The sequence below is a fragment of the Actinotignum sp. UMB0459 genome, from assembly GCF_051905915.1.
GTDB classification, from domain to species: Bacteria; Actinomycetota; Actinomycetes; order Actinomycetales; family Actinomycetaceae; genus Actinotignum; species Actinotignum sanguinis.
The window spans coordinates 40,074-64,663 of the sequence record NZ_JBQAIK010000017.1; the positions used below are offsets into that span (position 1 = coordinate 40,074).

Annotated in this window: 22 protein-coding genes, 1 tRNA gene and 1 riboswitch; of the genes, 1 reads left to right on the plus strand and 22 read right to left on the minus strand. The window is 58.7% G+C overall.

The features are described from left to right. Nucleotides 1-7: 7 nt before the first annotated feature. The 11 genes from ACTFPK_RS06355 to dcd form a co-directional block, all read right to left on the minus strand. Nucleotides 8-649, minus strand: coding sequence for an ABC transporter ATP-binding protein (locus ACTFPK_RS06355; RefSeq protein ID WP_284898914.1), 642 nt, complete (start codon nucleotides 647-649; stop codon nucleotides 8-10). Continuing rightward, complete coding sequence (locus tag ACTFPK_RS06360) at nucleotides 633-2,318, minus strand: ABC transporter permease (protein WP_284898916.1); 1,686 nt, start codon at nucleotides 2,316-2,318, stop codon at nucleotides 633-635. Before ACTFPK_RS06360 ends, ACTFPK_RS06355 begins: the two co-directional genes overlap by 17 nt. Continuing rightward, nucleotides 2,315-3,361: a thiamine ABC transporter substrate-binding protein gene (locus tag ACTFPK_RS06365; RefSeq protein WP_284898917.1), complete on the minus strand. Its 1,047-nt coding sequence runs from the start codon at nucleotides 3,359-3,361 to the stop codon at nucleotides 2,315-2,317. The genes ACTFPK_RS06360 and ACTFPK_RS06365 overlap by 4 nt, the downstream gene beginning before the upstream one ends. A gap of 38 nt (nucleotides 3,362-3,399) precedes the next feature. Continuing rightward, nucleotides 3,400-3,510, minus strand: a riboswitch (TPP riboswitch). 118 nt (nucleotides 3,511-3,628) lie between these two features. Beyond that, nucleotides 3,629-3,898 carry a DUF4235 domain-containing protein gene (locus ACTFPK_RS06370; RefSeq protein ID WP_284890085.1) on the minus strand — a complete coding sequence of 90 codons (270 nt, stop codon included), beginning with the start codon at nucleotides 3,896-3,898 and terminating at the stop codon, nucleotides 3,629-3,631. A 70-nt stretch (nucleotides 3,899-3,968) separates the two neighbouring features. Then, on the minus strand, nucleotides 3,969-4,373 hold the full coding sequence (gene mnhG, locus ACTFPK_RS06375; RefSeq protein WP_284898918.1) for a monovalent cation/H(+) antiporter subunit G: 405 nt from the start codon (nucleotides 4,371-4,373) through the stop codon (nucleotides 3,969-3,971). After that, nucleotides 4,370-4,753, minus strand: a complete 384-nt coding sequence (locus ACTFPK_RS06380) for a monovalent cation/H+ antiporter complex subunit F (RefSeq protein WP_016441872.1) — start codon at nucleotides 4,751-4,753, stop codon at nucleotides 4,370-4,372. Before ACTFPK_RS06380 ends, mnhG begins: the two co-directional genes overlap by 4 nt. Then, on the minus strand, nucleotides 4,750-5,385 hold the full coding sequence (locus tag ACTFPK_RS06385; protein ID WP_126135811.1) for a Na+/H+ antiporter subunit E: 636 nt from the start codon (nucleotides 5,383-5,385) through the stop codon (nucleotides 4,750-4,752). Before ACTFPK_RS06385 ends, ACTFPK_RS06380 begins: the two co-directional genes overlap by 4 nt. Further along, nucleotides 5,382-7,136 carry a Na+/H+ antiporter subunit D gene (locus tag ACTFPK_RS06390; RefSeq protein WP_274734283.1) on the minus strand — a complete coding sequence of 585 codons (1,755 nt, stop codon included), beginning with the start codon at nucleotides 7,134-7,136 and terminating at the stop codon, nucleotides 5,382-5,384. Before ACTFPK_RS06390 ends, ACTFPK_RS06385 begins: the two co-directional genes overlap by 4 nt. After that, nucleotides 7,133-7,744 (minus strand): Na(+)/H(+) antiporter subunit C, encoded by a 612-nt coding sequence (locus tag ACTFPK_RS06395; protein ID WP_126135813.1) that lies wholly within the window; start codon nucleotides 7,742-7,744, stop codon nucleotides 7,133-7,135. Before ACTFPK_RS06395 ends, ACTFPK_RS06390 begins: the two co-directional genes overlap by 4 nt. Next, entirely contained in the window at nucleotides 7,741-10,836 is a 3,096-nt protein-coding gene (locus ACTFPK_RS06400) for a Na+/H+ antiporter subunit A (protein ID WP_439911327.1), read from the minus strand. Before ACTFPK_RS06400 ends, ACTFPK_RS06395 begins: the two co-directional genes overlap by 4 nt. Nucleotides 10,837-11,101: 265 nt before the next feature. Then, complete coding sequence (gene dcd / locus ACTFPK_RS06405) at nucleotides 11,102-11,701, minus strand: dCTP deaminase (RefSeq protein WP_126135814.1); 600 nt, start codon at nucleotides 11,699-11,701, stop codon at nucleotides 11,102-11,104. A gap of 251 nt (nucleotides 11,702-11,952) precedes the next feature. On the opposite strand from dcd, the gene ACTFPK_RS06410 reads away from it, so the two are divergent. After that, nucleotides 11,953-12,026 (plus strand) — tRNA-Gly (locus ACTFPK_RS06410). A 216-nt stretch (nucleotides 12,027-12,242) separates the two neighbouring features. On the opposite strand, the gene ACTFPK_RS06415 is transcribed toward ACTFPK_RS06410, so the two are convergent. From ACTFPK_RS06415 to ACTFPK_RS06465, 11 genes are all read right to left on the minus strand, one after another. After that, nucleotides 12,243-13,814: a recombinase family protein gene (locus ACTFPK_RS06415; RefSeq protein ID WP_004007593.1), complete on the minus strand. Its 1,572-nt coding sequence runs from the start codon at nucleotides 13,812-13,814 to the stop codon at nucleotides 12,243-12,245. After that, nucleotides 13,811-15,061 (minus strand): recombinase family protein, encoded by a 1,251-nt coding sequence (locus ACTFPK_RS06420; protein ID WP_004007594.1) that lies wholly within the window; start codon nucleotides 15,059-15,061, stop codon nucleotides 13,811-13,813. Before ACTFPK_RS06420 ends, ACTFPK_RS06415 begins: the two co-directional genes overlap by 4 nt. A 967-nt stretch (nucleotides 15,062-16,028) precedes the next feature. Beyond that, nucleotides 16,029-16,202, minus strand: coding sequence for a cysteine-rich KTR domain-containing protein (locus ACTFPK_RS06425; protein WP_002779755.1), 174 nt, complete (start codon nucleotides 16,200-16,202; stop codon nucleotides 16,029-16,031). Nucleotides 16,203-16,253: 51 nt separating this feature from the next. Beyond that, on the minus strand, nucleotides 16,254-18,173 hold the full coding sequence (tet(O), locus tag ACTFPK_RS06430) for a tetracycline resistance ribosomal protection protein Tet(O) (RefSeq protein WP_004007597.1): 1,920 nt from the start codon (nucleotides 18,171-18,173) through the stop codon (nucleotides 16,254-16,256). Between the two features lie 351 nt (nucleotides 18,174-18,524). Continuing rightward, nucleotides 18,525-18,899 (minus strand): TnpV protein, encoded by a 375-nt coding sequence (locus tag ACTFPK_RS06435; RefSeq protein ID WP_001129922.1) that lies wholly within the window; start codon nucleotides 18,897-18,899, stop codon nucleotides 18,525-18,527. 83 nt (nucleotides 18,900-18,982) lie between these two features. After that, on the minus strand, nucleotides 18,983-19,795 hold the full coding sequence (locus ACTFPK_RS06440) for an N-acetylmuramoyl-L-alanine amidase (protein WP_004007598.1): 813 nt from the start codon (nucleotides 19,793-19,795) through the stop codon (nucleotides 18,983-18,985). Then, nucleotides 19,792-20,253: a phage holin family protein gene (locus ACTFPK_RS06445; RefSeq protein WP_036324911.1), complete on the minus strand. Its 462-nt coding sequence runs from the start codon at nucleotides 20,251-20,253 to the stop codon at nucleotides 19,792-19,794. The genes ACTFPK_RS06440 and ACTFPK_RS06445 overlap by 4 nt, the downstream gene beginning before the upstream one ends. Before the next feature lie 82 nt (nucleotides 20,254-20,335). Continuing rightward, a complete protein-coding gene (locus ACTFPK_RS06450) occupies nucleotides 20,336-20,557 on the minus strand; it encodes a hypothetical protein (protein WP_004007600.1) in 222 nt (73 codons plus the stop codon). Continuing rightward, nucleotides 20,554-20,976, minus strand: coding sequence for a DUF1617 family protein (locus ACTFPK_RS06455; RefSeq protein WP_004007601.1), 423 nt, complete (start codon nucleotides 20,974-20,976; stop codon nucleotides 20,554-20,556). Before ACTFPK_RS06455 ends, ACTFPK_RS06450 begins: the two co-directional genes overlap by 4 nt. 16 nt (nucleotides 20,977-20,992) lie before the next feature. Then, complete coding sequence (locus ACTFPK_RS06460; protein WP_004012024.1) at nucleotides 20,993-23,824, minus strand: phage tail spike protein; 2,832 nt, start codon at nucleotides 23,822-23,824, stop codon at nucleotides 20,993-20,995. A gap of 72 nt (nucleotides 23,825-23,896) precedes the next feature. After that, a complete protein-coding gene (locus ACTFPK_RS06465) occupies nucleotides 23,897-24,589 on the minus strand; it encodes a hypothetical protein (RefSeq protein ID WP_004007603.1) in 693 nt (230 codons plus the stop codon). Nucleotide 24,590 lies beyond the last annotated feature (1 nt).

The window sequence follows — 24,590 nt, forward strand, 5'->3', positions numbered from 1 at the left end:
AGATTAGTTAACCTGCGGCAACCAGCCGCCCGCTATCCATGTGCACTACCCGGTCGGCAACGGTCGCCGCTTCGGCATCATTGTGGGTCACGTAGACCGCCGTCGTGCCGGCCTTTTGCAGCACCCGGCGCAGGAATACCGCCAGGTCCTCCCGCAGGCGGGTATCGAGGGCGGAAAGCGGTTCGTCCAGGAGCAGCACCCGCGGGCGCGCCGCCAGGGAACGGGCCAGAGCCACCCGCTGGGCTTGCCCACCCGAAAGAGTCGTGACCGCCCGCTTGGCATAACCGCTCAGTTCCACCAGCTCCAGCCAGCGCTCAACCTCCGCCTCTACCTCGGCGCGCGGACGGCCCTTCTCAATTCCGTAGGCAATATTTCCACCCACGCTGCGATTCGGGAAAAGCTGCCCGTCCTGAAAAACCATGCCCACCCCGCGCCGATGGGTGGGAACCGCCGTCATATCAGCGCCGTCGATCAGCACCTGCCCGCGTACTGCCTCCAGCCCGGCGATCCCGCGCAGCAGCGAGGATTTCCCCGAACCGGAGGCCCCCAGCAGCGCCACGGTCGTGCCCGACTCCACGCTAAGATTCACGCCGCGCACCGCCTCGAAACCGTCCGGGTAACGCACCGACACGTCACAAAGTTCTAACACGAAGCTTTCCTTTCTGCTGCGTTAATAACGACGACGCAGCCCCGGCAGGCGCCGCCATTTCACTCAGCGCCATCAGCCCCCCGGTGACCGTACCGAGCACTACCGCCCCGGCCATCGCGGTCCCGTAATTTTCCGCCCCGGGCCTCCCCAAGAGCTGGCCGATCAGCACCGGAAGCGTGGTGGAATCACTGGTGGCCAGGAAGGATGTGGCACCGTATTCCCCTAAGGAAATGGCCAGGCCGAAACCGGCGGCCACCGCGAGCGCCCGGGCGGCCAGCGGCAGATCAATACTTCTCCAGACCCGCCCCGGCCCGGCCCCCAGGGTGGCGGCAGCCTCGCGCAGGCGCGGGTCGATGGCCCGCACCACCGGGAGAATCACCCGGGCCACGAGGGGAAGGGCCACCACCGCTTGGGCTACCGGCACGAGTAATTGCGCGGAAGGTACAAGCATCCGGATGGTGAGGAATAATCCGAAACCGACCGTCACCGCGGAAACACCCAGCGGCAGCAGGGCGATCCCTTCCGCGGCCGTGCTCACCGGCCGCGGCGGGGCCCACGGGGAGGCCAACGCGAAAGCCAACAGCGCCCCGAGGAGTAGGGCAAGTGCGGCAGCGCTCAGTCCCGTCGTCAAAGAATTCCGGAGTGCATCGGAAGCCGACACCCCCGCAAATCCAGAAGAACCGATGAGGTTTCGGTAGTTCTCCAGCGTCCAGGTGCCCGAACGCTGGAAGGATCGCGCCACCAGGGTGAGGAGCGGAGCCCCGATCAGGAAAATAACGGTAGCCGAGCTGATGAGCAGCGCCGGAATATCACTCGGGCCCACTTTCCTGCGGGCGGCCGGGCGCAGGCGCAGCGCCGCTGAGGTGCGCCGGGTGGCCCGGGCCGCCACCGCGGTGGCAATCCCAACGATCACCACTTGCAGCAGCGAAAGCACCGCCGCGGCCCGTAAATCAAGGAAGGTGGTGGTCTGCACCCAGATTTCAGTTTCGAGGGTACCGTAGCCGGGTGCGCCTAAGGTTTGGACGATTCCGAACGACGTCGAACAAAATAAAAAGACAATAGCCGCGCCGGAGGTAATAGCCGGGGCCAGTTCCAGAAGGGTGACGGTACGGAAAGCCCGCCACGGGGAGGCACCGAGGGTGCGAGCGGCCTCCGCGTGCGGGGGCAGCGCCGCCCACAGGGGCCCTACCGTCCGGGAAATCACCGCGGTATTGAAGAAAACCATGGCCGCGACCACCGCCCACGGGCTGGAATCCCAGCCTAGGAAACCGTAGGGGCCGTCGGCGCGCAGCAGCGCCCGGAACGCGGTACCCACCACGATGGTGGGGAGCACGAAAGGCACCACCACGAAGGCCCGCACCACCCGCACCCCGGGCAGTCGCAGGCGGTAGAGCACATAGGCGAGGGGAAGCCCCAGCACGACCGAGCAGGCGGTGCTGGCCGCCGCCATCCACAGGGTTTGCCCGGCGACTTTCCAGGTGCGCGGGCGGGTGAGCTCGGCGGCGAAACCCGCGGTATCCACCCCGGCCGGGGTGACGAGCCCGCGCGCGAGCATCGCCACCACCGGCCACAGGAAAAATACCGCGAGGAAAAATAGCGGGACCGCGAGCGCGAGGGCAACCACCAGGGAAGCTCCGCGCGGGCGCGGGATACGGAATGCGTTACTCACATTCCCGCGGTGTCACGCCAGGCGCGGATCCATTCGGCGCGCTGGGCCCCCACTTCTTTGGCGTCCAGCACGATGGGGTCCTTGACACGCGGGGCGTGCTGCTGCCAGCTCGCGGGCAGCTCCACATCGGCCACCGGGTACACGTACATCGACTCCGGGATAGCTTTCTGCACATCCTCGGAAAGCAGGAAGTCGATAAAAGCCTGCGCGCCTTCCGGGTTCTCTGCCCCGCGCAGCACCCCGGAGTATTCCACCTGGCGTACGCAGGTCGATTCAATCACGCCGGTGCGCCCGTTTTCAGCAGCAGGGGAGGAAGAATAGGAAACCACCAGCGGGTAGTTTCCCTTGCCTTCCGAACCGGAAAAATCAGTGTAGTAAGCATCCGTCCACGAGCCAGAAATGCGGGTTCCGGCCCCCAGTAGCTGACCCCACAGCTGGGAGAGCCCCTCCGTTCCCCCGGCAACGTGCGCGGTAGCAGCCAGGAAAGCCAGGCCGGGAGAGGAAAGAGCTGGGTTTTCCACCGCGAGCAGCCCGGCGTATTCGGGGCGGGAAAGATCCGCGAAACTCAGGGGCGGAATCATATTTTTCTGGGTGAACCACTCGCGATCGTAATTCACGCAGACTTCGCCCTGATCGATGGGATTGAGTTTCCCTTCGAGGGCGGTCACCCCCGCGGGAAGCTTCGGGGAAGAATAATCGGCGATGGTGTTACCGTCCAGCGCCTGGTAGGCGGTGTAGGTATCCACCCCGAACACCATATCCGCGCCGGGTTTGCCATCCGCCAGCACCAATTGGTTTACAACCTGGCCGGTATCCCCGGGTGCCGATTTCACGATGGTGTACCCGGATTCTTTCTCGAAGCGGGCAATGAGTTCATCGGGTAGGTTGAATGATTCGTGGCTGACCACGCGAACTGTGGTGGGATGATCGCTCGCTGCCGGAGAGGCGGCGTCGTCGTTCTTTGAGCAGCCGGCCAGGGCCAGTGCCGCAACCATCGCGGCGGCCGTAAGTGCGCGGGCGCCGTGCCTATTTTTCTGGACCATGCATCCTCCTCAGGATATAAGGAGGGTCTCCGCGGTGCGGAGGAGAGATCTCGACTCCCTTCGCCGGTACTAACCGGAGCAGGTTCGAGGGTCTGCGTGCCGCGTGCCGGCCGCACTCTCAGCGCTGCTGCGCTCCCCTGTCGTGCCGTCCAGTCTAGTACGGAGGTCCCAGATTTTCACACCTGCGGTCCCGAGCCGAAACCGGATCGGCGCCGGGTCGGAACCGGATCGGCGCCGGGTCGGAACCGGATCGGCGCCGCGCGAACCTTAGGCCCGGGCGCGCGCCTGCGAATCGATCACTTCGCCCTTGCCGTACCATTTCGCGGCCTGGCGCTGGGTGAGCTGGGAAACTGCCGCCGCCACCCCGGCGGAAACCACGGCGAAAATCATCGCGTCCACGAGCGGCGCGTTCGGGTCCTCCGAATCGGGAATCTCCCGCCCGGAAATACCCTTCCACACCACGTCCACGATTTTATTGGCGACGATCCCCGAGAGCACCCCAACGCCCGCGCTCACAACTTTCCACCCGATATCCATAGCGTCCCTTTCTTCGCGCGGCGCGGCCCCGGCCAGATGCGGCCAGGAAGCCCGGCACCGCCCTCAATATTTATTGCGTAGAGGTGCTCCCCCGCGCTGAATTCTTGTCCTGTCCAGAACTATTATGACTCAGCCCACGCCCGAAGCGCAGGTCCTCGCGCAATTCGTCCACGACCATGGCATCCGAATCGATACGGCCGGTACGGTATCCGGCGCGGGACAGCATATGCGCGGAGATGGGCGAGGTGATGAGCTGGCAGCCGATCACGAGCAGCAGCGTCCACGTCATTGAGGGGTCACGCACCAGGCAGGCCGCGCCCAGGCAACCCATGATCAGGGAGAGGACCTGCGGTTTGGTGGCCACGTGCAGGCGCGTCATAAGGTCCGGGTAGCGGAACATGCCGATGGCGGCCACGAAGGTGAGTGCGGCGCTGGCCAGCATGAGCGCGGCGCCGATAATATCCCAGGGGCTCACGGCCGGACTCCTTCCTGCTCGGTATCGCGGTCCGGATCGTGGGCGGGGCTTTCGTCTTCTTCTTCGTCGGTTGTTTCGTGTTCGTTCGCCTTTTCGAGGCGCCGCATCTCCTTCGGGTCGTTTTGGTCCACGGGCCGGATGAAGCGCGCCACGGCCACGGATCCGAGGAAACCAACAATGGCGACGACGACGAAAACCGCCAGCAAATCCGCTCGCCGGGTCACCGCTGCGAGCAGGCAGAGCGCACCCACCATAATCGAAGTGATGACATCGAGTGCCCCTACCCGGTCGAGAACCGTGGGGCCTTTGACGATGCGGACCGTGACCAGCAGCGCGGAGATGGTCAAGAGCACCCCGCAGATCACCATCACGATAATCATCGTTCACCTCCGGAGCTATCGGGAGCGAAGGGAACGGGCAGGCGCCCGGCCTTGGGACTGGAACCTGGCACGAAGCCGGCCTGCACCAGCTCACTGCGCGAGGCAAAAGCACGCAGCACCCGTTCCTCCAAATCGAGCACCGATTGGTGCGCGGCGCTCACTCCCCCGGCCATGCCCACATCGAATACATGCACGTACAAGGTGCCCGAAGCAGCATCGGTATCGATAACGAGCGAGCCGGGCACCAGCGTGGACATCCCGGCGGTAATCGCCAGGTAGGCATCCGAGTGGGAGCGCAGCCGCACGCGGATCACCGCGCCGCGCGGAGTAGCGCGCCGCAGGATAAACCAGGCTTGCTGCCAGGAGGCATGCACGAGGTCGCGTACGAAAATCGCGACGAGGCGGATCACTCCCCAGATTCGGAAACGCCCGTCGAAGGAGGCGGTAGGGAACGGCGCCAGTTCGGTGACGAGGAGCGCGAGGGAAAAACCGGCCACGATATTGGCGGCGCTGACCTGCCCCCAGAGCAGCACCCACACGATGGTCAGCCACATCAGCACCCCCAGGGAGGCGCTCGGGAAACGACCTTCGCGCCGGGTGACCAGGCGGATTGCTTCGCTATCGCGACTCATTGCTCACCTCCGGAGACTGTGGGAACGGGCGTGGGAACCGCCGCGGGCGTGGGCGTAGGTGTGTTGAACGACGGCGCACCGCCCGGCACCGGCGCACCAGCCGGCAGCGACGCCGCGGGCGTGGGGCTCGGGGAGCGCAGCAGGCGCGGGCTTTCCTGCGGTGCGGGAGTGTGGGTGAAGGTGCCGGTATCCGGGGTGGAATCTTCGTGGGGTACCACGGTTTCTTCATCCACTTCCGGGGAGATCCCGGTACCGCGATCCCAATCGGGAAGCACCGCGCTGATATAGGGGGTGCGGGCTTCCAGCTCGGCAGCTGCGCCGTCGGTAAAAGAACGCAGCGGCGCGGCCGCAAAAGTAATACCGAGCATCACCGCGATGAGTCCGGAGGCGGAGATCACCATGCCGCTCGGGTAGGTGGTGGAGGGCAGCTCCGCCGGGGCTTCCTGCCAGAAAGCCATATTCCAGGCACGGATCACGGCGTAGAGAGTAAGGAGTGAGGTAACCAGGCCGGCCGCTATCAGCACCCAGTCAATCGGGGTGCCGCGCGCAGCGCTCGCTTCCAGCAAGCCCACTTTGCCGAGGAAACCGGAGAGCGGCGGAATACCGCCCAGGGAAAGCGCGGGGAGGAAATACAACACCGCAACCATGGGTGCCGCGCGCATAATGGAGCCGAGCCGCACGAGCGACGTCGTTCCTGCCACCCAGCCAATCAGGCCCACCACCAAAAACAGCGCGGTCTGCACCACGATATGATGCACGGCGTAGAAAATTGTGGAGGAGAGTCCCGCTTCGGTGGAGATAGCGATGCCCCAGATAAGGTAGCCGATATGGCTCACCAGGGTGAAGGAGAGCAGGCGCTTAATGTTTTCCTGCGCGATCGCGCCGAGGATACCGATGAGCATGGTGGCCACCGCGAAGCCGGCGAGGATATCGTCCAGGCGCCCGCCCGGGAAGAGCAGCACCTGGGTGCGGATAATCGCGTAGACGCCCACTTTGGTGAGCAGGCCCGCAAAAACGGCCGTGACCGGGCCGGAGGCGGTGGGATAAGAGTCCGGTAGCCAGGCGGCCAGCGGGAAGATCGCGGCTTTGAGGCCGAAGGCCACGAGGAACAGGATCTGGAGGACCATGCGCATTCCCGGATCTACCTGCGGGAGTTTCACGGCGAGGTCGGCCAGATTGACGCTACCTACCGCGGCATAGGTGAGGCCGAGCGCGGTGAGGAAGATGAGGGAGGAAACCATCGAGACGATCACGTAGACCGAGCCGGAGCGCATGCGTTCGGCCGTGCCACCCATGGTGAGGAGCACGAAAGACGCGGCCAGGAGAATCTCAAAGCCCACGTACATATTGAAAAGATCGCCGGTGAGGAAAGCATCGGATACCCCGGCGGAAAGAATCATGAAAGCCGGGTAGTACACCGAGGTGGGGGCGCCGCGTTCCCCGTCGGCCACGCCCTGAAATACCGAGTACACCAGCACGATGAGGGTCACCGTGACCGAGGTGGTGAGCATGATGGTGGAGAGCCTGTCGGCCACCAGGGAAATACCCACGGGTGCCGCCCAGTTCCCCACGTCCAGGGTGATGGGGCCGCGCGCGGAAACGAAGAGCAGAATCACCGCGACCACGAGGACGATGGAAAGCATCCCTACCGCAGTCCAGGCTTGCACGCGGCGCCGGCGCGGAACCGCCAGGAGCACCCCGGCGGCCAGCAGGGGCAGCACAATGGGAACGGGAAGTAGCCAGGAAATCATCGCCGCGTACCTCCCGCGTTTCCGCCGCGTCCACTATTCCGCGGTTTTCCGCCGTTCGCGAGCGAGCCGTCCACGCCGTGGGTGGCATTCGGGTTAGCGACGTAGCGGTGCCGGCGGCGCTGCGGATGCTTGCGGTTCCAGCGGCCCAAACGCCCGAAGCGCGGGGCCGGGGTATCGGTTTCGTCGCGGAATTCCGCGGAGGTTTCCTGCAAGTCTGTTCCCACTTCGGATCGCTGGCTGCTTTCTTCCAGTTGTTGGCGAACGGCGACGGCGCGATCCTCGACGTCGTCGCGTACTTCGTCATCATCGCGCAGCTGCCAGGTGCGATAGGCCATGGCCAGCAGGAAACCGGTGGTGGCCAGGGTAATAACGATCGCGGTGAGCATCATGGCCATGACCAGCGGGTCCGCCCACAGATCCGGCGAACCGTTACCGATAAAGGGCGGATTGCCGGTGCGGCCACCCGCGATAAGGAAAAGAATATTGACGCCGTTGGAGAGGCAGCCCAGCCCGAGAATCACCCGGGACAGGGAGCGCTCCAAAATAAGATAGACCCCTACGGCAACGAAAACCCCGCACATGAGGATGAGGGCGAGAGATACGCTCATTCTTGCTCTCCTTCCGTTGCCGCATCGCGTTGTTCGGCAGCCAGAGCCAGGCGCTCGGCTTCTTGTTTCGGGGAAGCGCGTTCGCTGAGCTCCGCCTGGGATTCCATTTCTTCACGCAGGTTCTGGCGGGCGTCATGGGAAGGTTCGATGCGAATATCAGCATCCCAGACGCCTTCTTCGATCTCTCCGTGCCGGTCAATTTCCCCGCCGAGGGAGCGCAGAATTTCGGCCACCAGGCCAACAACCGCGATATAGACGCCGGTGTCAAAAATGAGCGCCGTCGTAAAATGAACGTCCCCAAAGATCGGAAGCACCATGTCGATTTTCGCGGTTTGTAGCGGGTTACCGCCCAACATAATGGGGGCGAGCGAGGAGAGGGTAGCCAAGCCCAGCCCGGTTCCCAGTAGGTGTGCGGGAAGGATAGGGAGGGTGGCGCCCAGTTCGAAACGGCCGCCGGCCAGGTAGCGTAATGTTAGCGCGATGCCGGCCAGCAGCCCGCCGGCGAAACCTCCGCCCGGCATATTGTGCCCGGCGAAAAGGAAGAAGAGCGAAATAATGAGGATGGTATGGAAGACCAGGCGGGTGCCGATTTGCAACATAATCGGGCGGGAGGCCACCCCGGGGCGGTTCGCGGAGGCGAGCCAGGCGCGGTTACGCCCCGAACGTTTCGCTTCTTCTTCGGCGCGCAGCGAGTTGCGCACATATGCCACCGGGTCGTCACCGAGGCGGTGCAAGCGTTGCACCCGTTCGCTTTTCGCGCCCAGGATATTGCGCAGCCTATCCGTGCCGCCGAGGCGGTCGCGCACGAAGAGGAGGGAGGCAATGCCGACGGCGCATACCACCAGCACGGAGGTCTCCCCCAGGGTGTCCCAGGCCCGGATATCCACGAGGGTCACATTGACGATATTGCGCCCGTACCCGAAACGGAAACCTTCATCCGCGAAAAGTTCTGAAATAGGCGCGTGGGTGCGCACCCCGGCCGCCAGGTACGCCAGCCCCGCGAAAAGCACCCCCATGATGGCCGCGAAAACAATGCGGAAACGCTGGGTTCCTTTGGTGCGCCGGGAGGAGAAGTAGGAAGGCAGGCGCCGCAGCACCAGCACGAAGACCACGAGGGTGAGAGTTTCGGAGAGTACCTGGGTGAGCGCGAGGTCCGGTGCCCCGTACATCTCGTAGGTGAGGGCGACGGCGTAGCCGCCAATTCCCATGAGGATCACCGCTTTGAGGCGGTGGCGGGAGGCCGCGGCGAGCAACACCCCGAGGCATCCGACAATAGCCACCGCAGCCTGCGCCCAACTATCGAAGAGTCGCGGCACCACCAGGGTGCCCACCGGGTTAGTGAGCAGGGCGATTCCCACGGTCATGAGCAAGAACCAGAAAATGGTGAGGAGGTAGGTGGGAAGCGAACCGGATTGGGTGCGAGCGGTGACGGTCATGGAGAAACGTTCGGTGCCCGAAACAATGCGCTGGTAGGCTTCCTCGGCGCTGAGCCGGATGGCGTGGCGCTGGGTGAAGGCGGAGATGCGGTGGCGCTGCCAGAAGAGGAGACATCCGGCCGTGAGGATGGCGAGGGTCACCAGGAAGGGGCCGTTGAAGCCGGACCAGAGGTGCAGGTGGCCCTGGTAGGGGGCCAGTACGGGGTATTGGGCCAGGTACTGCTCCAGGAAGGTGCTGATGGGTACGGTTGCGAGCCCGGCCACCAGGCCCGCCGTCGCCAAAATTCCCACCGGCCAGATCATCACCGCGGAAACGTCGCGCACCTCGGTATCTTCCACGCGCGGTTTGCGCATGAAAGCGCCCCACCAGAAACGCAGACCGTAGGCGACCGTGAGCGCTGAACCCACCGCGATGAGTATCAGCACCGCAATATCTGTGGCGCTGCCGCCCCATAGCGCACCGAGGGCGCCTTCTTTCGCCACGAAAGCGGCGAAGGGCGGGAAACCCATCATCGAGGCATCCGCCATCCCGGCGAAGGTGGCGACGGCGGGCATATTGCGGCCCACGTTCGATAGTTCACGCAGGTCACGGGTGCCGGTACACACGTCCACGATGCCCACGGAAAGGAAAAGCGCGGATTTGAAGAGGGAGTGGGCCAGCAGCAGCATGAGCCCGGCCAGCAGCATTGCCGAATCCCCGTAGCCGACGAAAAGAATAATGAGCCCGAGCTGGGAGACAGTGCCGAAGGCGGTGACCAGCTTGATATCGGTTTGTTTGAGGGCCCGGTAGCCACCCAGCAGCACCGTGTAGGAGGCGAGGATAATCACCATCCAGTGCCAGGCGGGATTATGCGCGAAACCGGGGGCCAGGCGCGCCACCAGGTACACCCCGGCTTTGACCATCGCCGCGGCGTGCAGGTAAGCGGAGACCGGCGTAGGCGCGGCCATCGCGGCCGGCAGCCAGAAATGGAAGGGCACCAGGGCTGATTTGGAAAAAGCCCCGATAAGCACAAGTACGACGGCGCTTGTTAGCAGCGCGGAATTCCCCGGCGAAAGTGTTGCTTCGTGAGAAGCCACCACGAGTTCGTGCAGCGAGAAGGATCCCCCGGGCATGACGCCCAGCATGGTGATCCCGCCCAGCATGGCCAGCCCGCCCGCCGTTGTCACAATAATGGCCTGGAACGCCGCGCGCCGCGAGGACTGACGGTCGGAATAGTGGCCGATGAGGAGGAAAGAAAAGACGGTGGTGAGTTCCCAGTAAATGTAGAGGGCGATGGTGTTGTCCGTGGTGACCAGGCCGAGCATCGCGCCAGCAAAAGCCACGAAAATCGCGCCGAAACGGCCCAGGTAGGAGGCATCGCGTTTGAAATACCGCGCCGAATAGAAAAGCACGGCCGCGCCCACCCCGGTGGCGATGAGGGCGAGGAGGAGGCCAAGGGCATCCATGCGGATATCGAGATCCATGCCCAGCTGGGGCACCCAGGTGAGCGAATGCTGGTAGATATCACCGCGGAGGATGCGGGGAATGAGGGTGAGGAGCCATAGGAAAGTACCGGCCGGGATCAGGGCAAGGATCGCGAAGCCGAATCGGCCGCGCTGCATAACGAGCGGTGCACACAGCGCCCCCACCACAAATAGCAGGAGCACATATGCCACGGCAGCCTCCGTCCCTTCGAGCTTTGCGATGCACGCTGCGGGTGCTGCGTGCTGAGCATGCGCCGCTAAGCTCCTCCGCGGTGAACCGGGCACGATGCACCCGGTAGGTGCGGGCACCGGATTTTTAGGCGGTGGAGCTCATTGTTAACGCATGGAACATCACTACAGTAGCGAAAATATGCGAGAGTGTCCCGCGTTTCCGCTCTCGATGAGACCGCGCGGCCGGTGCTTGCCTTGGGAGCGCGAGGCTTGCTAAGGCCCTAGTTTAGTTACCGGCTTCCGGGTAGTGGGTTACATCAATACGGTGGAAATTGAGATGGGAGCGCGAGGCCGTGGGGCCGCGCTGGCCCTGGTAGCGTGAGCCGCTCGCTCCGGCTCCGTAGGGGTTGGTGGCCGCCGAGGAGAGCTGGAAGAAGCAGAACTGGCCTACTTTCATGCCCGGGTAGAGCTTGATAGGCATCGTTGCCGTATTGGAAAGCTCGAGGGTTACGTGCCCCGAGAAGCCCGGGTCGATGAATCCGGCGGTGGAATGGGTGAGGAGTCCCAGGCGCCCGAGGGAGGATTTCCCTTCCAGGCGGGCTGCGACGTCGTTCCCCAAGGTGACCTGCTCAAAAGTGGAGCCGAGCACGAATTCTCCCGGGTGGAGCACGAATTCGCCGTCGGCCGGGACTTCTACCAGGCGGGTGAGGTCGGATTGGTCCGCGGCCGGGTCGATGACCGGGTATTTGTGGTTATCAAAAAGTCGGAAGAAGCGGTCGAGGTGAATATCGATGGAGGAGGGCTGCACCATTGCCGGATCCCAGGGGTGCAGGGCGATGCGGCCCTCGCTCACGGAACGCAAAATATCAACATCGGAAAGTAACACGCCTAGATTCTGACACGCCCGCGCGGGTGGGCGCTACCCGTGCGGCGGTATATGGAGCAATTTGAGCAATTCGGGCGCGCTTCCACGCCGCGAGTGCTGGACCGTGCGTGCCGGACGCACTGGTTTGCAGGCGCCGCAAGCACTAAGCCGCGGGCGCGCTTTGCGCTGGCGGGGATGGCACGCTAGGATAATCACCTAGTGATTCTTTCGCGTTCGCGGTTCGGCCGCTCGCGTGAAGTTTCACCGCTTTCGCGGGCGTAGTTCATCGGTAGAATGGCAGCTTCCCAAGCTGCAGAGGCGGGTTCGATTCCCGTCGCCCGCTCCACTTGGACGTCGAAAATGATAAGTAGGCGTTTGCGTTAGCGCGTACGCCCCAAGGGGGTCAAGAAAATCGCTTGCGTTAGCGAGTGTGTAGCGCGTTTGCCCTGACCTGCGGAAATGCTTCCTGAGCACTATCGCTTCCCCTGTTGCCATGATTTCTGGGCATGAGAAAAGCCCGTCCGCGCTCATGCACGAACGGGCCAGAATCTTCATCTCAAATCTAAAGCTGAACCCTCACTACCTCACCAACTCGGAATACGAACCGGATCGTATCTTCGCCTACGATGGCGTGGTCGATGAGTGCGCTCCATTGTGCGGGGTGAAACTCGCTCACCGGTTCCCCTGTCAGATCATTCAGGGTTGTGGTGATGGCGGCGTGCTTGGCGGTGTTCGCTGCGATATCTGCCTCTAGGCTCGCTTTGCGTGCGAGCGTCTTACGGTAGGCAGTATCGAGCTCTGTGTAGTGGGCTTGGTAGGCGTCTTGGTCGAGCGCGCGTTGCTGGTTTTCCGCAATCAGTGCTTCGATCTGCTCGGTCAGCTCCACGATTTTCGCCTGGCAGGCGGCGGCTTGTTCTTCCAAACGGCTCGTATCGAACATGTCGCCAAGCACCTGCGGTAGGTGGCTTTCGTACCGGTGGCGGGCGATCAGTTGGTTGAGCGCTTGCACGAAAGAATCCTTGATCTGCTCGTCTTTCACTGTCGCGCTGCTGCAAGGGTGCTGCCCTGCGTATTTGTGGTTGCATTGCCAGACTGTGTACTTGTATTTCGTGTTCGATGCCCACGTTTTACGCCCATACCACGCACCACACTGAAAGCATTTGAGCCGGGTGGAGAACAACCCGACTTTCGCTGATGATATGTTGCCATGTCTGGTGGAGAGTTCGTATTGCACCTGATCCCAGATATGCGGAGCAATAATCGGCTCGTGATTGCCTGTTACGTAGTATTGGGGTACTTCGCCTTCGTTGACCTTCATCTTTTTAGTAAGGAAATCGGTGGTGAACGTCTTTTGGAGAAGAGCGTCGCCTTTGTATTTTTCGTTGGATAGAATGGAGCGCACTGTCGATGTTGACCATACTTCTTTCCCGCGCGGGGTGAGAATCTTGCGGGCAGCGAGTTCGGTTTTAATCTCACTGATCGCCATCCCGTCAAGGAACAGCTGGTAGATCAGCCTGACGGTCGGTGCCTGGGTTTCGTCGATGACGAGACTGCCGTCCGCTCCTTTCTTATATCCGAGTAGTGATGCGTAGGGAACCATAATCTTCCCATCGGCAAAACGTTTCCTGTGTCCCCAGGTGACGTTTTCGGAGATCGAGCGGGATTCTTCTTGCGCCAGACTCGACATGATCGTGATGAGTAATTCGCCTTTGGTGTCAAAGGTGTAAATATTTTCCTTCTGAAAATAGACCTCGACGCCTGCGTCTTTGAGCTTGCGCACGGTGGTCAAGGAGTCGACGGTGTTGCGTGCGAACCGGGAGACGCTTTTGGTGAGGATGAGATCGATTTTGCCTGCCAGGGCGTCATCGATCATGGTTTGGAATCCCTCACGGTGCTTCATAGAGGTGCCAGAGATACCTTCGTCGCAGTACATGCCCGCGAACTGCCAATCATTACGGGAATGAATGTAGGTGGTGTAGTAGTCGATCTGAGCCTCATACGAGGAGGTTTGTTCTTCCATCTCGGTAGAGACGCGAGCGTAGGCAGCGACCCGTCTGCGTGCCGGTGCGCCAGATGAGGCTGTGGCAGATCGAAGCTTCTTTGTTGCGGGTATCGCTGTGACGGTGCGGCTCATGCCAGCCTCCCCTCACTGGTTAACCCCACTGGTGCAATGGTTCCATCCGCGAGGTGGAAGGTGAGCTGATGCTCGAAGGCCTCAATCATCACGACCTGCTCAGCAACCGCAGCGGGGTCGAAACTTTGGGTGCCGAGCATGTCTGCGCAGGCTTGTTCGAGGAGTGTTTCGCGCAGGTTGTGCCCCCTACAGGGGTTGCCATTCCCGGTGCAGGCACTCCAGCACCGCCAAAACTTATACGAGGTTCCAGACTTGTAGGTGCGGGTTTTGCGTTGATAGTTCTTCCCGCACGCCGCGCAGCAGATCCGCCCGGTGAATACGCCCGTGTTCTTCGACGGGGTCGCAGCCGGGCCCACCTCACGCCTGTACGCGATTTCTGCTTGCACCGCGTCAAACATCGCCTCGTCAATGATTGGCGGGAGGGCTTGCTCGACCCAGTAGCGTGGCAGCTCCCCGTTGTTGAGGGAGCATGTGGGTGCTTGGATTGTGGGGCGGTACATTTTCTGTAGCATTTGGCAGCCCTTGTAGCGCTCGTTTTCGAGCATGCGACGAAACACTGACCCGTAGAACCGTCCCCCTCCCCGAGAGCGTTTACCTTCAGCATTGAGCATCGTCGCGGTTTTCTCCGGGCTAATCCCATCGAGATAATTGGCAAACAGTAAGCGCACAATCTTGGCTTCTTCGTCAATGATGGTGAACTCGCCGTCTGTCCAGTGGTAGCCATAGACAACGAAGGAGTTCGTGCCCCCGTTCTTGTATCGGTTGCGGATCGCCCATTTCACGTTGTGGGATAGCGAGCGGGATTCTTCCTGGGCGAACGACGCCAACAAAGTCAGCAACAGTTCCCCGTCAGCGCTAAGGGTGTCGATGCGTTCGCGTTCGAACCGTACGGCCACGCCAAGGTCTTTGAGCTCACGGACCGTAGCCAGTAGATCGACAGTGTTGCGGGCCAGGCGTGAGATTGATTTACACAACACAATATCGACACCCCCGCGCCTGGCTGCGTCCATCAGGTCTGCCAGGCCTTGTCGGGATTTTGTTGACGTGCCGGTGATACCCTCGTCGGTAAACACCCCGACATAGGCCCATCCGGGTGTGGACTGGATCAGGCGCGAGTAATACGACACTTGCGCCGATAGGGATGCTAACTGCTCTGTGCCGTTCGTTGAGACCCTCGCGTATGCCGCCACGTTGACCAGTTTTGGGGTCGGCGGCCGAACTGGTGTCACCACACTGATGTGTGCCACGTTTTCTCCTTTCGCGTTAGGTCTATACACGCTCTAAAGGCGGTGTTTATCCAGTCGTTTTGCCCACAATCTGTGGTTGATAGATCGGGCTCCACGCCTGGAACAACAACCGGTGAGCACGCTGATGCTCTGCGGGTGTGAGCACGCCCCGACCTGCCAGCATGCTCAAGATGTGAGCGTCCGTGATGAAGGCGAGTTCTCGGGCGAACACGTCAGGTTGGGCCAGTTGATCAACAGGAGCGGCGAGCGTGTTCATGGTCGTCCGCCCCTGGTGCCGAAGCGAGCACGTACATAGCAGGCGTGACAGCAAAACTTTTGACCTGGCTTGTCCACGATCGCGAAGCAGCGTCCGCAGTGCGTACAGGTCTGCTCGCGCATAGGCTCAGTTTTCTGTCGATGCCGCCAAGCTTTATGCCTGCAGGCGGGCGAGCAAAACCGAGCCCGAGCTGCTCCCTGTATAGGGTTGGCACACCACTGGCACACGTGCTCGACCATCACCGGAGCAGCGTCAAGGTTTCGGGTTGTGCAGTACGAGCGGATCTGGTCACGAGTCAGGGCGCAAAACTCGGCAATCGCTTTATACCCCCAGCCCGCCGTGCGCAGGTTACGGATACGTTGTTCATCAAGATCATTCACAGTGGGGTCACTCCCTTCACCCCACTGCCGACGAACCCCCGTTTGTTAAATCCATCCATGAAACGACGAAAAGCCCCGCCACCACCGGCTCCCCGAGGATTGGGAAGTCACAGTGGTGACGGGGCTCGTATGAGCAGATAGATAACTGCCCGAAAAAAGGACATAAAAAAATCCCTCCAAATTTAAAAACAAATTCAGAGGGTAATTTAGGGTATAACAAAATAACCCACCCGAATATCGTTTTTTTATTTGGTGAGTTTGTTCTTTCAAATACGAAACAAAAAGAGCCGATGATTCGTGAATTGTTCCACAATTTCATCGGCTCTGCGTCTTAAGCGTCTGGCTCTTTGATGACAGTTATCTTCAAGTTGTCAACTTTAATCAATCTTTCTTGTCTGCATTTTGGACAATAAAGGGGATAATTCTCCAAAACAGTGTCCTTCCTAATTTTATTACGGGTTTTGCTCCCACAAACAGGACACAATATCCATTCGCATTTCATCATAATTAGTCTCTAATCCTTTCAAATCTCATTTTATATGACTTTTGCAAGCTGTTAAGCTAACTTGTGGAACATATGCCGAACCTTATCTATACGGCTATTCGGGCGGCGGGGTTGGCAAATAAATTTACCAATAGCTGGATGGTATCCTTTTAACTCTGTCAAGCAGACTCCCTGCCCATTTGTGAAATAAGTTAAATCGTTCCTGTATTCTTGAATACATCTAGCAGGGATTTCTCCTTTCAGAATGACCTCGTCATTCTTTATCTGAGTACTTACAATATCTGCACAATACCTTGGAGCATCATGATACGCCCGTGAGAGATATTCCTGCGGTGCATAAATTTCAAAGTGGAGATATGGCTCTAATAGTTCTGTCCCTGCTTTTTTTAAAGCCTGCTCCAATACGATAGGGGAAAGCAGCCGAAAGTCTGCGGGGGTACTTACAGGACTATAATACAATCCATATTCAAAACAGATTTTACAGTCTGTCACTTTCCATCCATACAGCCCCTGCTCGCAGCCATAAAGAACCCCCTCCATAACCGCATTTTGGAACGATTGATTTAAATATCCAAGTGAAACTCTGCTTTCATACTGCACTCCGCTTCCAATAGGGAGCGGCTCTATGGACAACCCGACAGAAGCCCAGAAAGGATTTGGCGGGACTTCTATGTGGATGGTATATTCTGCTTTTCTAAGCGGTCTTTCCATATATATAACAGTAGGCTCTTTTATTTCTGCCTCCACATGATATTTTTCCTCAAGGATGGCACAAATGACTTCCATCTGCACATTCCCCAAAAAAGAAAGTATAATCTCATGCGTTGTAGTATCCACATAATATTTTAAAAGAGGGTCGCCATCTGAAATTTCTGTAAGTGCCCCAAGCAATATTTCCCGCTGTTCAGATTTCTTTACTGCAATCGTTGTTTGGAGCATAGGGAGAGGATTTTCAATAAATTTTCTCTGCGGCAACAGTATTTCGTTCCCCAAAATACTGTTTAGCTGCAAAACATCATTTGGTAAAATTACAATATCACCAGAGCAGGCTGTATCGGATGAATATAATTCACCGTTTGTCGGAACACACATCTCTGTGATTTTTATTTTCTCTTTTTCAGATATTCTAATAACATCCCTCAAATGCAATGTTCCGCTATATATACGCACATAAACAAAACGCCGCCTTTTCTCTGAATATTCAATCTTAAAAACCTGCCCGCATAGTTCAGATTGACCTTCAGGCGTTGATGAATAAAATTTACTGGCAATTACTTCTATAAGCTGCCGAATCCCCAGATTGTTTTTAGCGCTTCCGTGATAAACGGGAAATAACGTTCCGTTTTGGAATCTCCTGTTTTCTTCCTGTTCCAGTTCTGACATTTTAAACGGTTTCCCTGACATATATTTCTCTAATAGTTCATCGTTTCCCATAATTACCGCATCCCACTGTTCCATATCGTCATTGTCCGTTACATTTATATGGGGATGCTGCCCAACCTTTTGCTTCACTATAATTTCCGAAGAAAGCTTTGCTTTCATTTCCCGATATACCATTGGCAAATCAATCCCCTCTTGGTCAATTTTATTGATGAAAAAAATTGTCGGAATCTTCATTATCTGTAGTGCATGAAACAGTATACGGGTCTGTGCCTGTATGCCATCCTTTGCAGAAACTAATAATACTGCTCCGTCTAATACGGATAAAGAACGGTATACTTCCGCCAAAAAATCCATATGGCCTGGCGTATCTATAATGTTGACTTTTACATCCTCCCACTGAAAAGATGTCACTGCTGTCTGGATAGTGATTCCCCTTTGACGCTCCAAATTCATTGTATCTGTCCTTGTTGTGCCTTCATCTACGCTCCCTAGTTCTGCAATTGCACCACTGGTATACAATAAACTTTCCGTTAATGTTGTCTTTCCTGCGTCAACGTGAGCCAGAATGCCTAAGTTAATTATTTTCATGTGATTTTCCTCCTATCAACACCCAAAAAAGGGCGATAAATACTCCTATCACTGGGTAAATAACTCCAATAGCCCCAAAACACTTATATGTTTTCGGGCATATAAAATTACATGATAAAAGTATTCTTAAACTGGGTACAAAAAACTAAGCCCCATATTAAAAGTGAAACGGGACTGCTACTTTTTGTTCCCACTATCAAATTGACAGTTTATTTAAGAATACCTTGCCGCATATTTATTAACTCCTTGTATAATACTGAATCTAATTATATTCCTTAACCCTTTATTTGTCAAGCTGACAAACTAAAGCAGAAAAAGCGGCAGGATTTCCCCCTGCCACTAATCATCTGTTTATGCAAAAATAATTTCCTTTTCCACAATCTCCCTCGCACAAGCCCTTATGTTATTGAGGCATCCTGTCCATTCTAAGGCGTTTTCTGCCTTTAGCTGTTCCGTTATGCCCTGTGCCTGTTTCATACCCTCTATGAGCCTTTCAAAGCGTTCCTGTGCCTGTCTGTTGATGTCGGCAAGGTAGGCGTTTAGCCTGCCGCTTGTAAGAAGATTGGTGTATGTAACTTTACGGTACTGTTTTAGATAATCTAAATGCCGTTGCCCCCAGATGCCTATTGCCTGTTCTTCTTCGGCGGGTACAGTTAAGCACGGTATCAAATAATCCCCTTGCCTTTCGTATTTGCCGCCCAGTTCCTCAAATAATGATTTTGCCATTGTCTGTTACCTCCACATTCTTTTTTATTTTGAATGTCCGCAAAATCCGTCCTACATCAGTCGCTCCGACGTGGCGCGGATGTTTAGTAGCCGAGCTTGGCATTCACGCGCGCCTGAACAGCGGCGTAGAGGTTGCCCAAGCGGCGCTTACGCTCCTCACCATTGCCATAGTCGCCACGGATCACGGCGTCGGCAAGCGCGTCGATGTTGGGCCCTGCTGGCTTCGTCGGCGTGTTGCCAGAGAGCTTCTCGTTCACTCGCTGCTGGACAGCCGCGTAGTTGGCTCCGAGGCGGAGCTTACGCTCCTCCCCGTTCCCGTAATCACCGCGAATGACAGCGTCAGCCAATGCGTCGATGTTCGGTGCTGCAGGAGCGGGTGCTGGTGCGCTACCGCTCATCTGGTCATACCAAGACTGTGCGCGGGACATGTAGGCGGCATGCTGGGAACCAGCAAGAGAAGCCGGGCAAGCCGTGGCAGAGAAGTCTTTGTGCCCGAACACGTTCTTGCCCCACTGGGGTCGGCCAAGGCCGTAGAACTTGCAGATCGCGGCGACGAGGTGTGCTCCGTTATCGAGGCACGCCTCCGACACAGCCCACGGGCTGGAGCTCACGTCGGCGTGTTCGATGCCGATACTGGTGGTGTTGGCTGCAAAGTTGCCTGCATGCCAGGCGGTATCGCGATCCCATACGAGCTGGCCAATTGTGCCGTCGGTTTGGACTTGGTAGTGGGCCGATGCAGGACGGGTTTGCCACACGTCGTAACAGCCCCTAATGGTGAGGTTTCCGGCGTTGTGGTGAATGATGACCTTATCGATCCGCCTGCCGTTGCGGCCGGGTGTGTAGTGTGTGTTCATGATGAGGTCGATGTCGGCCTCAAGCGTGTTCCAATTCTTCATGACTGGTTCTCCTTTGTGTTTTCAGTGGTCGTTTCGGTCAGTGAGGGCCTGGTTTCGGCGCGGTTGGCGATCGCATCAAGCGCCCCACGCATCTGGGATGGGACAGGCAGTCCCAAGCGGGTGGCGTTCTCCACCAGCGAGATGCCTTCGTTGGACAGGTAGAAGAAAATGACCGCCGCGCGTAGCACGCCGGGTGCTCCGAGAATATGGACGTCGATGAGGTGGGCCAGGCCGACGAGAGTGAAGATGAGGATCTTTCGGCTGATACCCCTAAAACCGACGGATGAGCTGAGGCGGCGCTCGTTGATGGCGGCCAGCACCCCGGTGATGTAGTCGGCGATAGCGAAGACGATCAGCGCATAGACGAGGCCGTCGAGGCCTCCAAGATAAGCGGCGAGCCAGGCACCAATACCAGCGATCCCGGTTTGGATGGCGTGCCAGATGGCGTGAAGAGACATGGGAATGATTCCTTTCGTGGGCATAAAAAATTGCCCACACCCATCTGGGGTGAAGGCATCTAAAAATTGGTGTAGTACTGGGCTACATGGTCGGGTCGGTGAGGACCTCGAGAATTGGCAGGCTCAAGTCGAAGGACGCCGCCTTGGGCGCTGGGAGTTCTTGGGCTTCGATGGTCTCTGCTGGTGGTGAGGGCGTGGCATCGGATTCGACCGGGACGATGGGTAGCTGCACTTCTTCGCTAGGCGTTGACTCATTGCCGTTGGGCTCAATCAGCTCCGTGTTCGTTTCTTCCTCGGTGGTCATTGGCCACCCTTGGTGATCGCGTCGTAAAGGACGTCATAGGCCTCGGCCGCTTCGCCAGAAAGCTCACCCTCATAGCCATCAAGAAATGCTTTCACGTCCTTGTCGTGGCCGTCGTAGGTTGGCCCCGATACTTCAGCGATCGACGCGAGCAGGGCTTGACGGGCTTCGAGGAATTCACTGGCCTTGTCAGGGTCGGCGAGGACGAACGTGCCATCGTCGGCGAACACTGGGCGACCCTGATCGTCAAGTGTTGCGAATTGGGCGACGAGGTCGTATTCATCTTCCCCGAATCGCGCAATCGCTTCCTTCACTAGCGTGAGGAGTTTCGAGCGGGCACGGGACTGCGCCGCCTTGAGCGGCATATTGGTGAGTAGGTCTGCGATGGGTTGCAAATACTGGTTTGCGAGCATGATCTTCATCAGTGTTTCCTTTTACTTATGCGAGGTTGGTGGACATGGCCGACAGGCCAGTGTTGGAGAAGTACCGCCAGGTGATGTTCGACCCGGTTCCGGAGATGGATGTGATCCAGCCTTGATTGAGTAAGCTCAGGATTGCGTTCATTCGCGACATCAAATCCTTGGTGCGGTCGAATAGGCGGGTCATGTTGTAATACGACCCATTGGTGACCACCATCAGGTCGTAGGTGTGAAACACGATCTTCGACAGCCCGCTTTGCCCCACCCAGCCCGAATAGGTTCCCTTGCCCGTCAGCGTGCAGTCCTGCAAGGTCACATATCGTGAGCCCGTCGTGTAGAACTTGTAGCCACCTGTTCGCAGATCGGAGCCGAGGTGGATACCTGCCTGCCCGTAAAACAGGCCTTTCGGGTCAAGGGTGAGACAGGTGTAGTAGGTGCCGCCGTCTGCCTTCTGGTAGGTCCAGGCGACGTAGTCGCCTTTGTAAGCAAGTTGGTTGACGATGCCTTGCACATTCGGCTTGTCCTTATGAGCCCGCCGAGCAAACTCACCGATATAGCGGGTTCCGTACCAAAACTGCATCCCAGCGCTCGTGATCTTGCCTTCCAGGGTGGTCCCGTCATACCAGGCGATCTGCGTGGGCGTAATGCGGATCGATTGCGTCCAGTCTGCCAGGCCTACTTGGATGGCGTTGGTCGCGAGCTTGTCGGCCGTAATCGACCGCGCCCCAATCCGAGCGGCGTTCAGATACCCGGTGGTGATCTTCCCAGCATCCAGCGAAGCAATCTTGGCCGATGTGACCGCAGCGTCCTTGATCATCGTGGACTGGATAAAACCGTTAGCGATCGTCAACTTGTCCGAGGTAATCGAACCGGCAGCGATCCGTGCCGCCGACAAGGTACCGGTCGTAATCTTCGACGCCGATAGACTGCCAACCTTTGCGTCCGTGATCGCGGCGTTGGCAATCATTGCGGTGGTGATGAACCCACTCGCGATGGTCAGCTTGTCGGAGGTAATACTTCCCGTGGCGATACGGTCAGCCGCCAAGAACCCAGCCGTGATTTTGGCTGCCGACAGTGAACTGATTTTCGCGTCGGTGATAGCGGCATCAGCGATGTGTGCGGTGCCGATGGCGGCATCTGCGATGTGTGCTTGGCTGATCGCTTTCGGCCCGATCATCGCGGCACCGACCGGTGTTTGTTCCCATTGGTTGTTGGTGAGGAGATATTGGCGGGCGATCACTCCGTCTACGCGCACTTGCCACAGCGCACCCTCCGGTCGGCCAGCCGCATCCGCTACGCTAGGATCAACAACGGCAACCGTGAGCCGCCCATCCGAGGTTACCGCGATGTCGTGGGCATCCTGCGCCAACTGGGTAGCACCAGCGGCTGCGGTCTTGGCCTGGTCAATCTCCACCTGCGCCGACGCCATCTGAGTGGCGACAGCATCGGCGGCGGTTTGTGCATCCTGGGCCGCAAGCAGGGCGTGGCCGACTTGTGTGCGGACGGCATCGAGTTCCGCACCGAGCTGGGCATGATTCAGATCAGTAGCGAGTGCCACCCAGCCGGGCTGCCCGGTATCAGTGAGCTGGTAGATCCAGATCTCGACCTGTTCGCCATTTTGCCGGAACCACGTGTCACCCAGCTTGGCCTTGGCGGGCTGGATGCTGCCGTAGTGGTTGGTGTTCTTCCCATCCGCTGAAGCGAGTGCGAATCCTGCCGCATCCGACGCAGCCACCGCCGTATTGACGGCGGTTTTGACCTGCCGGGTGACAGACGTGAACTTCCGAGCAGTAGAACCCAGCTCAACGGAGATGTACTGGAGCGTGAGCGGGTTGTATTCGTAAGCGACCACCCGTGCCGTGAGCGCAATCCCAAGATCAGCGTGACGGACGGTCACGGTGTCGCCAATTTCGACGGTTTCCAGGCGTGCAAGATCAGCGTATTCACGGGTGGTGGCGAGATCGACGAACCGCACCTTATACGAGCCCGACGGCTCATCGACATGTCTTGCGCTGAATTCTGCTGCAGCTAGTCGGCGCAGCTCAGAGTGGGCTTGGTCGAGTGGGAGTTCACCCTCACGCGGGTTGTCTTTGTCGGTGATGGCTTTGACTTGTCCGTAGCGGATGACGCGGATACGCGGCACCACATAATCACCCAACTTCGGACTATCGACATACAGTTCAGGCAGGAGTAGGCCGTCGTATCCGACTGGCAGAATCCGCGTCACCACCGTCGAAAAATCAATGGATGATTCGAAGCCAGTGAGGTTCTTCCGATCACGAATGACCACCCCATGGTTGGCTCCGCGCATGGGCGCGTGATGGATATGGAAATTATCGCGGGCCAGTTCGCCGCCCCAACGCGAGATGAGCGTGTTGTCCTCGCCCGCGTCCATGAGCGCAGCGGTGATGGGCATGCGCACCATCCGCGCCGACGAGCGCGTCACCGTATCCGACGAGGTAGCAGTAAACCCGTGGCTCGTGTTCGCCGCCCCAAGGATCTGGGTCAGTGCGCCTTTCGCGGTTTTGTTGACCACGTAGGTGTCGGCGATGAGATTCCCCGCCAGATCATAGAACACGTGAAACGCCGTCACTTCGAGCATGCCGTCAAGCGTGGTGACAACCTCGCTGATGCGGAACCCCTGACGTTGCTCCAGCCCTGGCACGGGCGCTGCCACAATGTTCTCAAGCGTCAGGTGCGTGGCTGCTGGACCGTCTGCCGGGTAGGTGAAGGTTAGTGAGAATTCGCCACCTAGTTCCTCGACCACGATCGGATTGATGATCTCCCGATCCAAGACTCCTAGCCCGGTGGTGGTGAATGTCGTGGCGGTGCGGTCGTGAACCGTAATCATGAGGAGCCTTCCAAAGACAACAGTGGCCACCCCACGAAGGGATGGCCGTCAGAGAATGTAGTGAGTTGGGTGTTAGGGGTTGCGCCAGTTCGGCGTGATCACGATCTTCGAAATACCCGCGCCGAGCGTGAGGCGATTGATCCCAGGCTTGAAGGTCGGGAAGGCGTCGGTGAGCGCATCGGTCTGGACTTTCCCGTGGGCGTGAGCGACGAGACGTTCGCTGTCGAGCGTGACGGAACCTGCTGGCGAATTCACGTGATAAATGCTCGTATTGATCGTCAGCGAGAGCGCCCCGGTGCCGGTGACTGTGATGATCGGATCAGCTTCCAGTAGGCCGGGGTTCGTGATCGTCCCAGATGCAGTGAGCGTTACCGGATTCAATCCCTCGGTCAGGTACGTGAAGGGCTGGCAGGTCAGGCGCGCGGTGAAGAACCCCCACCCCGACAGCTCCCGGCGCAGTTCGCTCACTTCGCAGTGCTTAACCTTGCGGTAAACACCAGGCTCGGCAGTCAACGCAATCGTCGAAGAGCCCGTCAGCTCGTGAGCAGCCTGCCGATACTGGTCGAGCCCGTCACGAACAGGCACCGCGAGGTCGAGATCGATCTCGGTGTCCTCCCAGCCCGTGAAGCGCGTGAGGGTTCCGGCGCGTCCTTTGACCTCAATATCATCAGCCCTGCGCACCGACGCTGGGATCGCAACGGGTGCCGTGAGTCGCAGACCCAGCGAAGCAGAAGACACCTGGTTATTGAGGGTGAAGCCGAACATG

Excerpts from the sequence above, each read along its gene's own strand:
- ACTFPK_RS06365 (WP_284898917.1), bottom strand. The coding sequence starts at position 3,361 with ATGGTCCAGAAAAATAGGCACGGCGCCCGCGCACTTACGGCCGCCGCG.
- ACTFPK_RS06370 (WP_284890085.1), bottom strand. The coding sequence starts at position 3,898 with ATGGATATCGGGTGGAAAGTTGTGAGCGCGGGCGTTGGGGTGCTCTCG.
- ACTFPK_RS06380 (WP_016441872.1), bottom strand. The coding sequence starts at position 4,753 with ATGATTATCGTGATGGTGATCTGCGGGGTGCTCTTGACCATCTCCGCG.
- ACTFPK_RS06385 (WP_126135811.1), bottom strand. The coding sequence starts at position 5,385 with ATGAGTCGCGATAGCGAAGCAATCCGCCTGGTCACCCGGCGCGAAGGT.
- ACTFPK_RS06390 (WP_274734283.1), bottom strand. The coding sequence starts at position 7,136 with ATGATTTCCTGGCTACTTCCCGTTCCCATTGTGCTGCCCCTGCTGGCC.
- ACTFPK_RS06395 (WP_126135813.1), bottom strand. The coding sequence starts at position 7,744 with ATGAGCGTATCTCTCGCCCTCATCCTCATGTGCGGGGTTTTCGTTGCC.
- ACTFPK_RS06415 (WP_004007593.1), bottom strand. The coding sequence starts at position 13,814 with ATGAGCCGCACCGTCACAGCGATACCCGCAACAAAGAAGCTTCGATCT.
- ACTFPK_RS06425 (WP_002779755.1), bottom strand. The coding sequence starts at position 16,202 with ATGATGAAATGCGAATGGATATTGTGTCCTGTTTGTGGGAGCAAAACC.
- ACTFPK_RS06435 (WP_001129922.1), bottom strand. The coding sequence starts at position 18,899 with ATGGCAAAATCATTATTTGAGGAACTGGGCGGCAAATACGAAAGGCAA.
- ACTFPK_RS06440 (WP_004007598.1), bottom strand. The coding sequence starts at position 19,795 with ATGAAGAATTGGAACACGCTTGAGGCCGACATCGACCTCATCATGAAC.
- ACTFPK_RS06445 (WP_036324911.1), bottom strand. The coding sequence starts at position 20,253 with ATGTCTCTTCACGCCATCTGGCACGCCATCCAAACCGGGATCGCTGGT.
- ACTFPK_RS06450 (WP_004007600.1), bottom strand. The coding sequence starts at position 20,557 with ATGACCACCGAGGAAGAAACGAACACGGAGCTGATTGAGCCCAACGGC.
- ACTFPK_RS06455 (WP_004007601.1), bottom strand. The coding sequence starts at position 20,976 with ATGAAGATCATGCTCGCAAACCAGTATTTGCAACCCATCGCAGACCTA.
- ACTFPK_RS06460 (WP_004012024.1), bottom strand. The coding sequence starts at position 23,824 with ATGATTACGGTTCACGACCGCACCGCCACGACATTCACCACCACCGGG.
- ACTFPK_RS06465 (WP_004007603.1), bottom strand. The coding sequence starts at position 24,589 with ATGTTCGGCTTCACCCTCAATAACCAGGTGTCTTCTGCTTCGCTGGGT.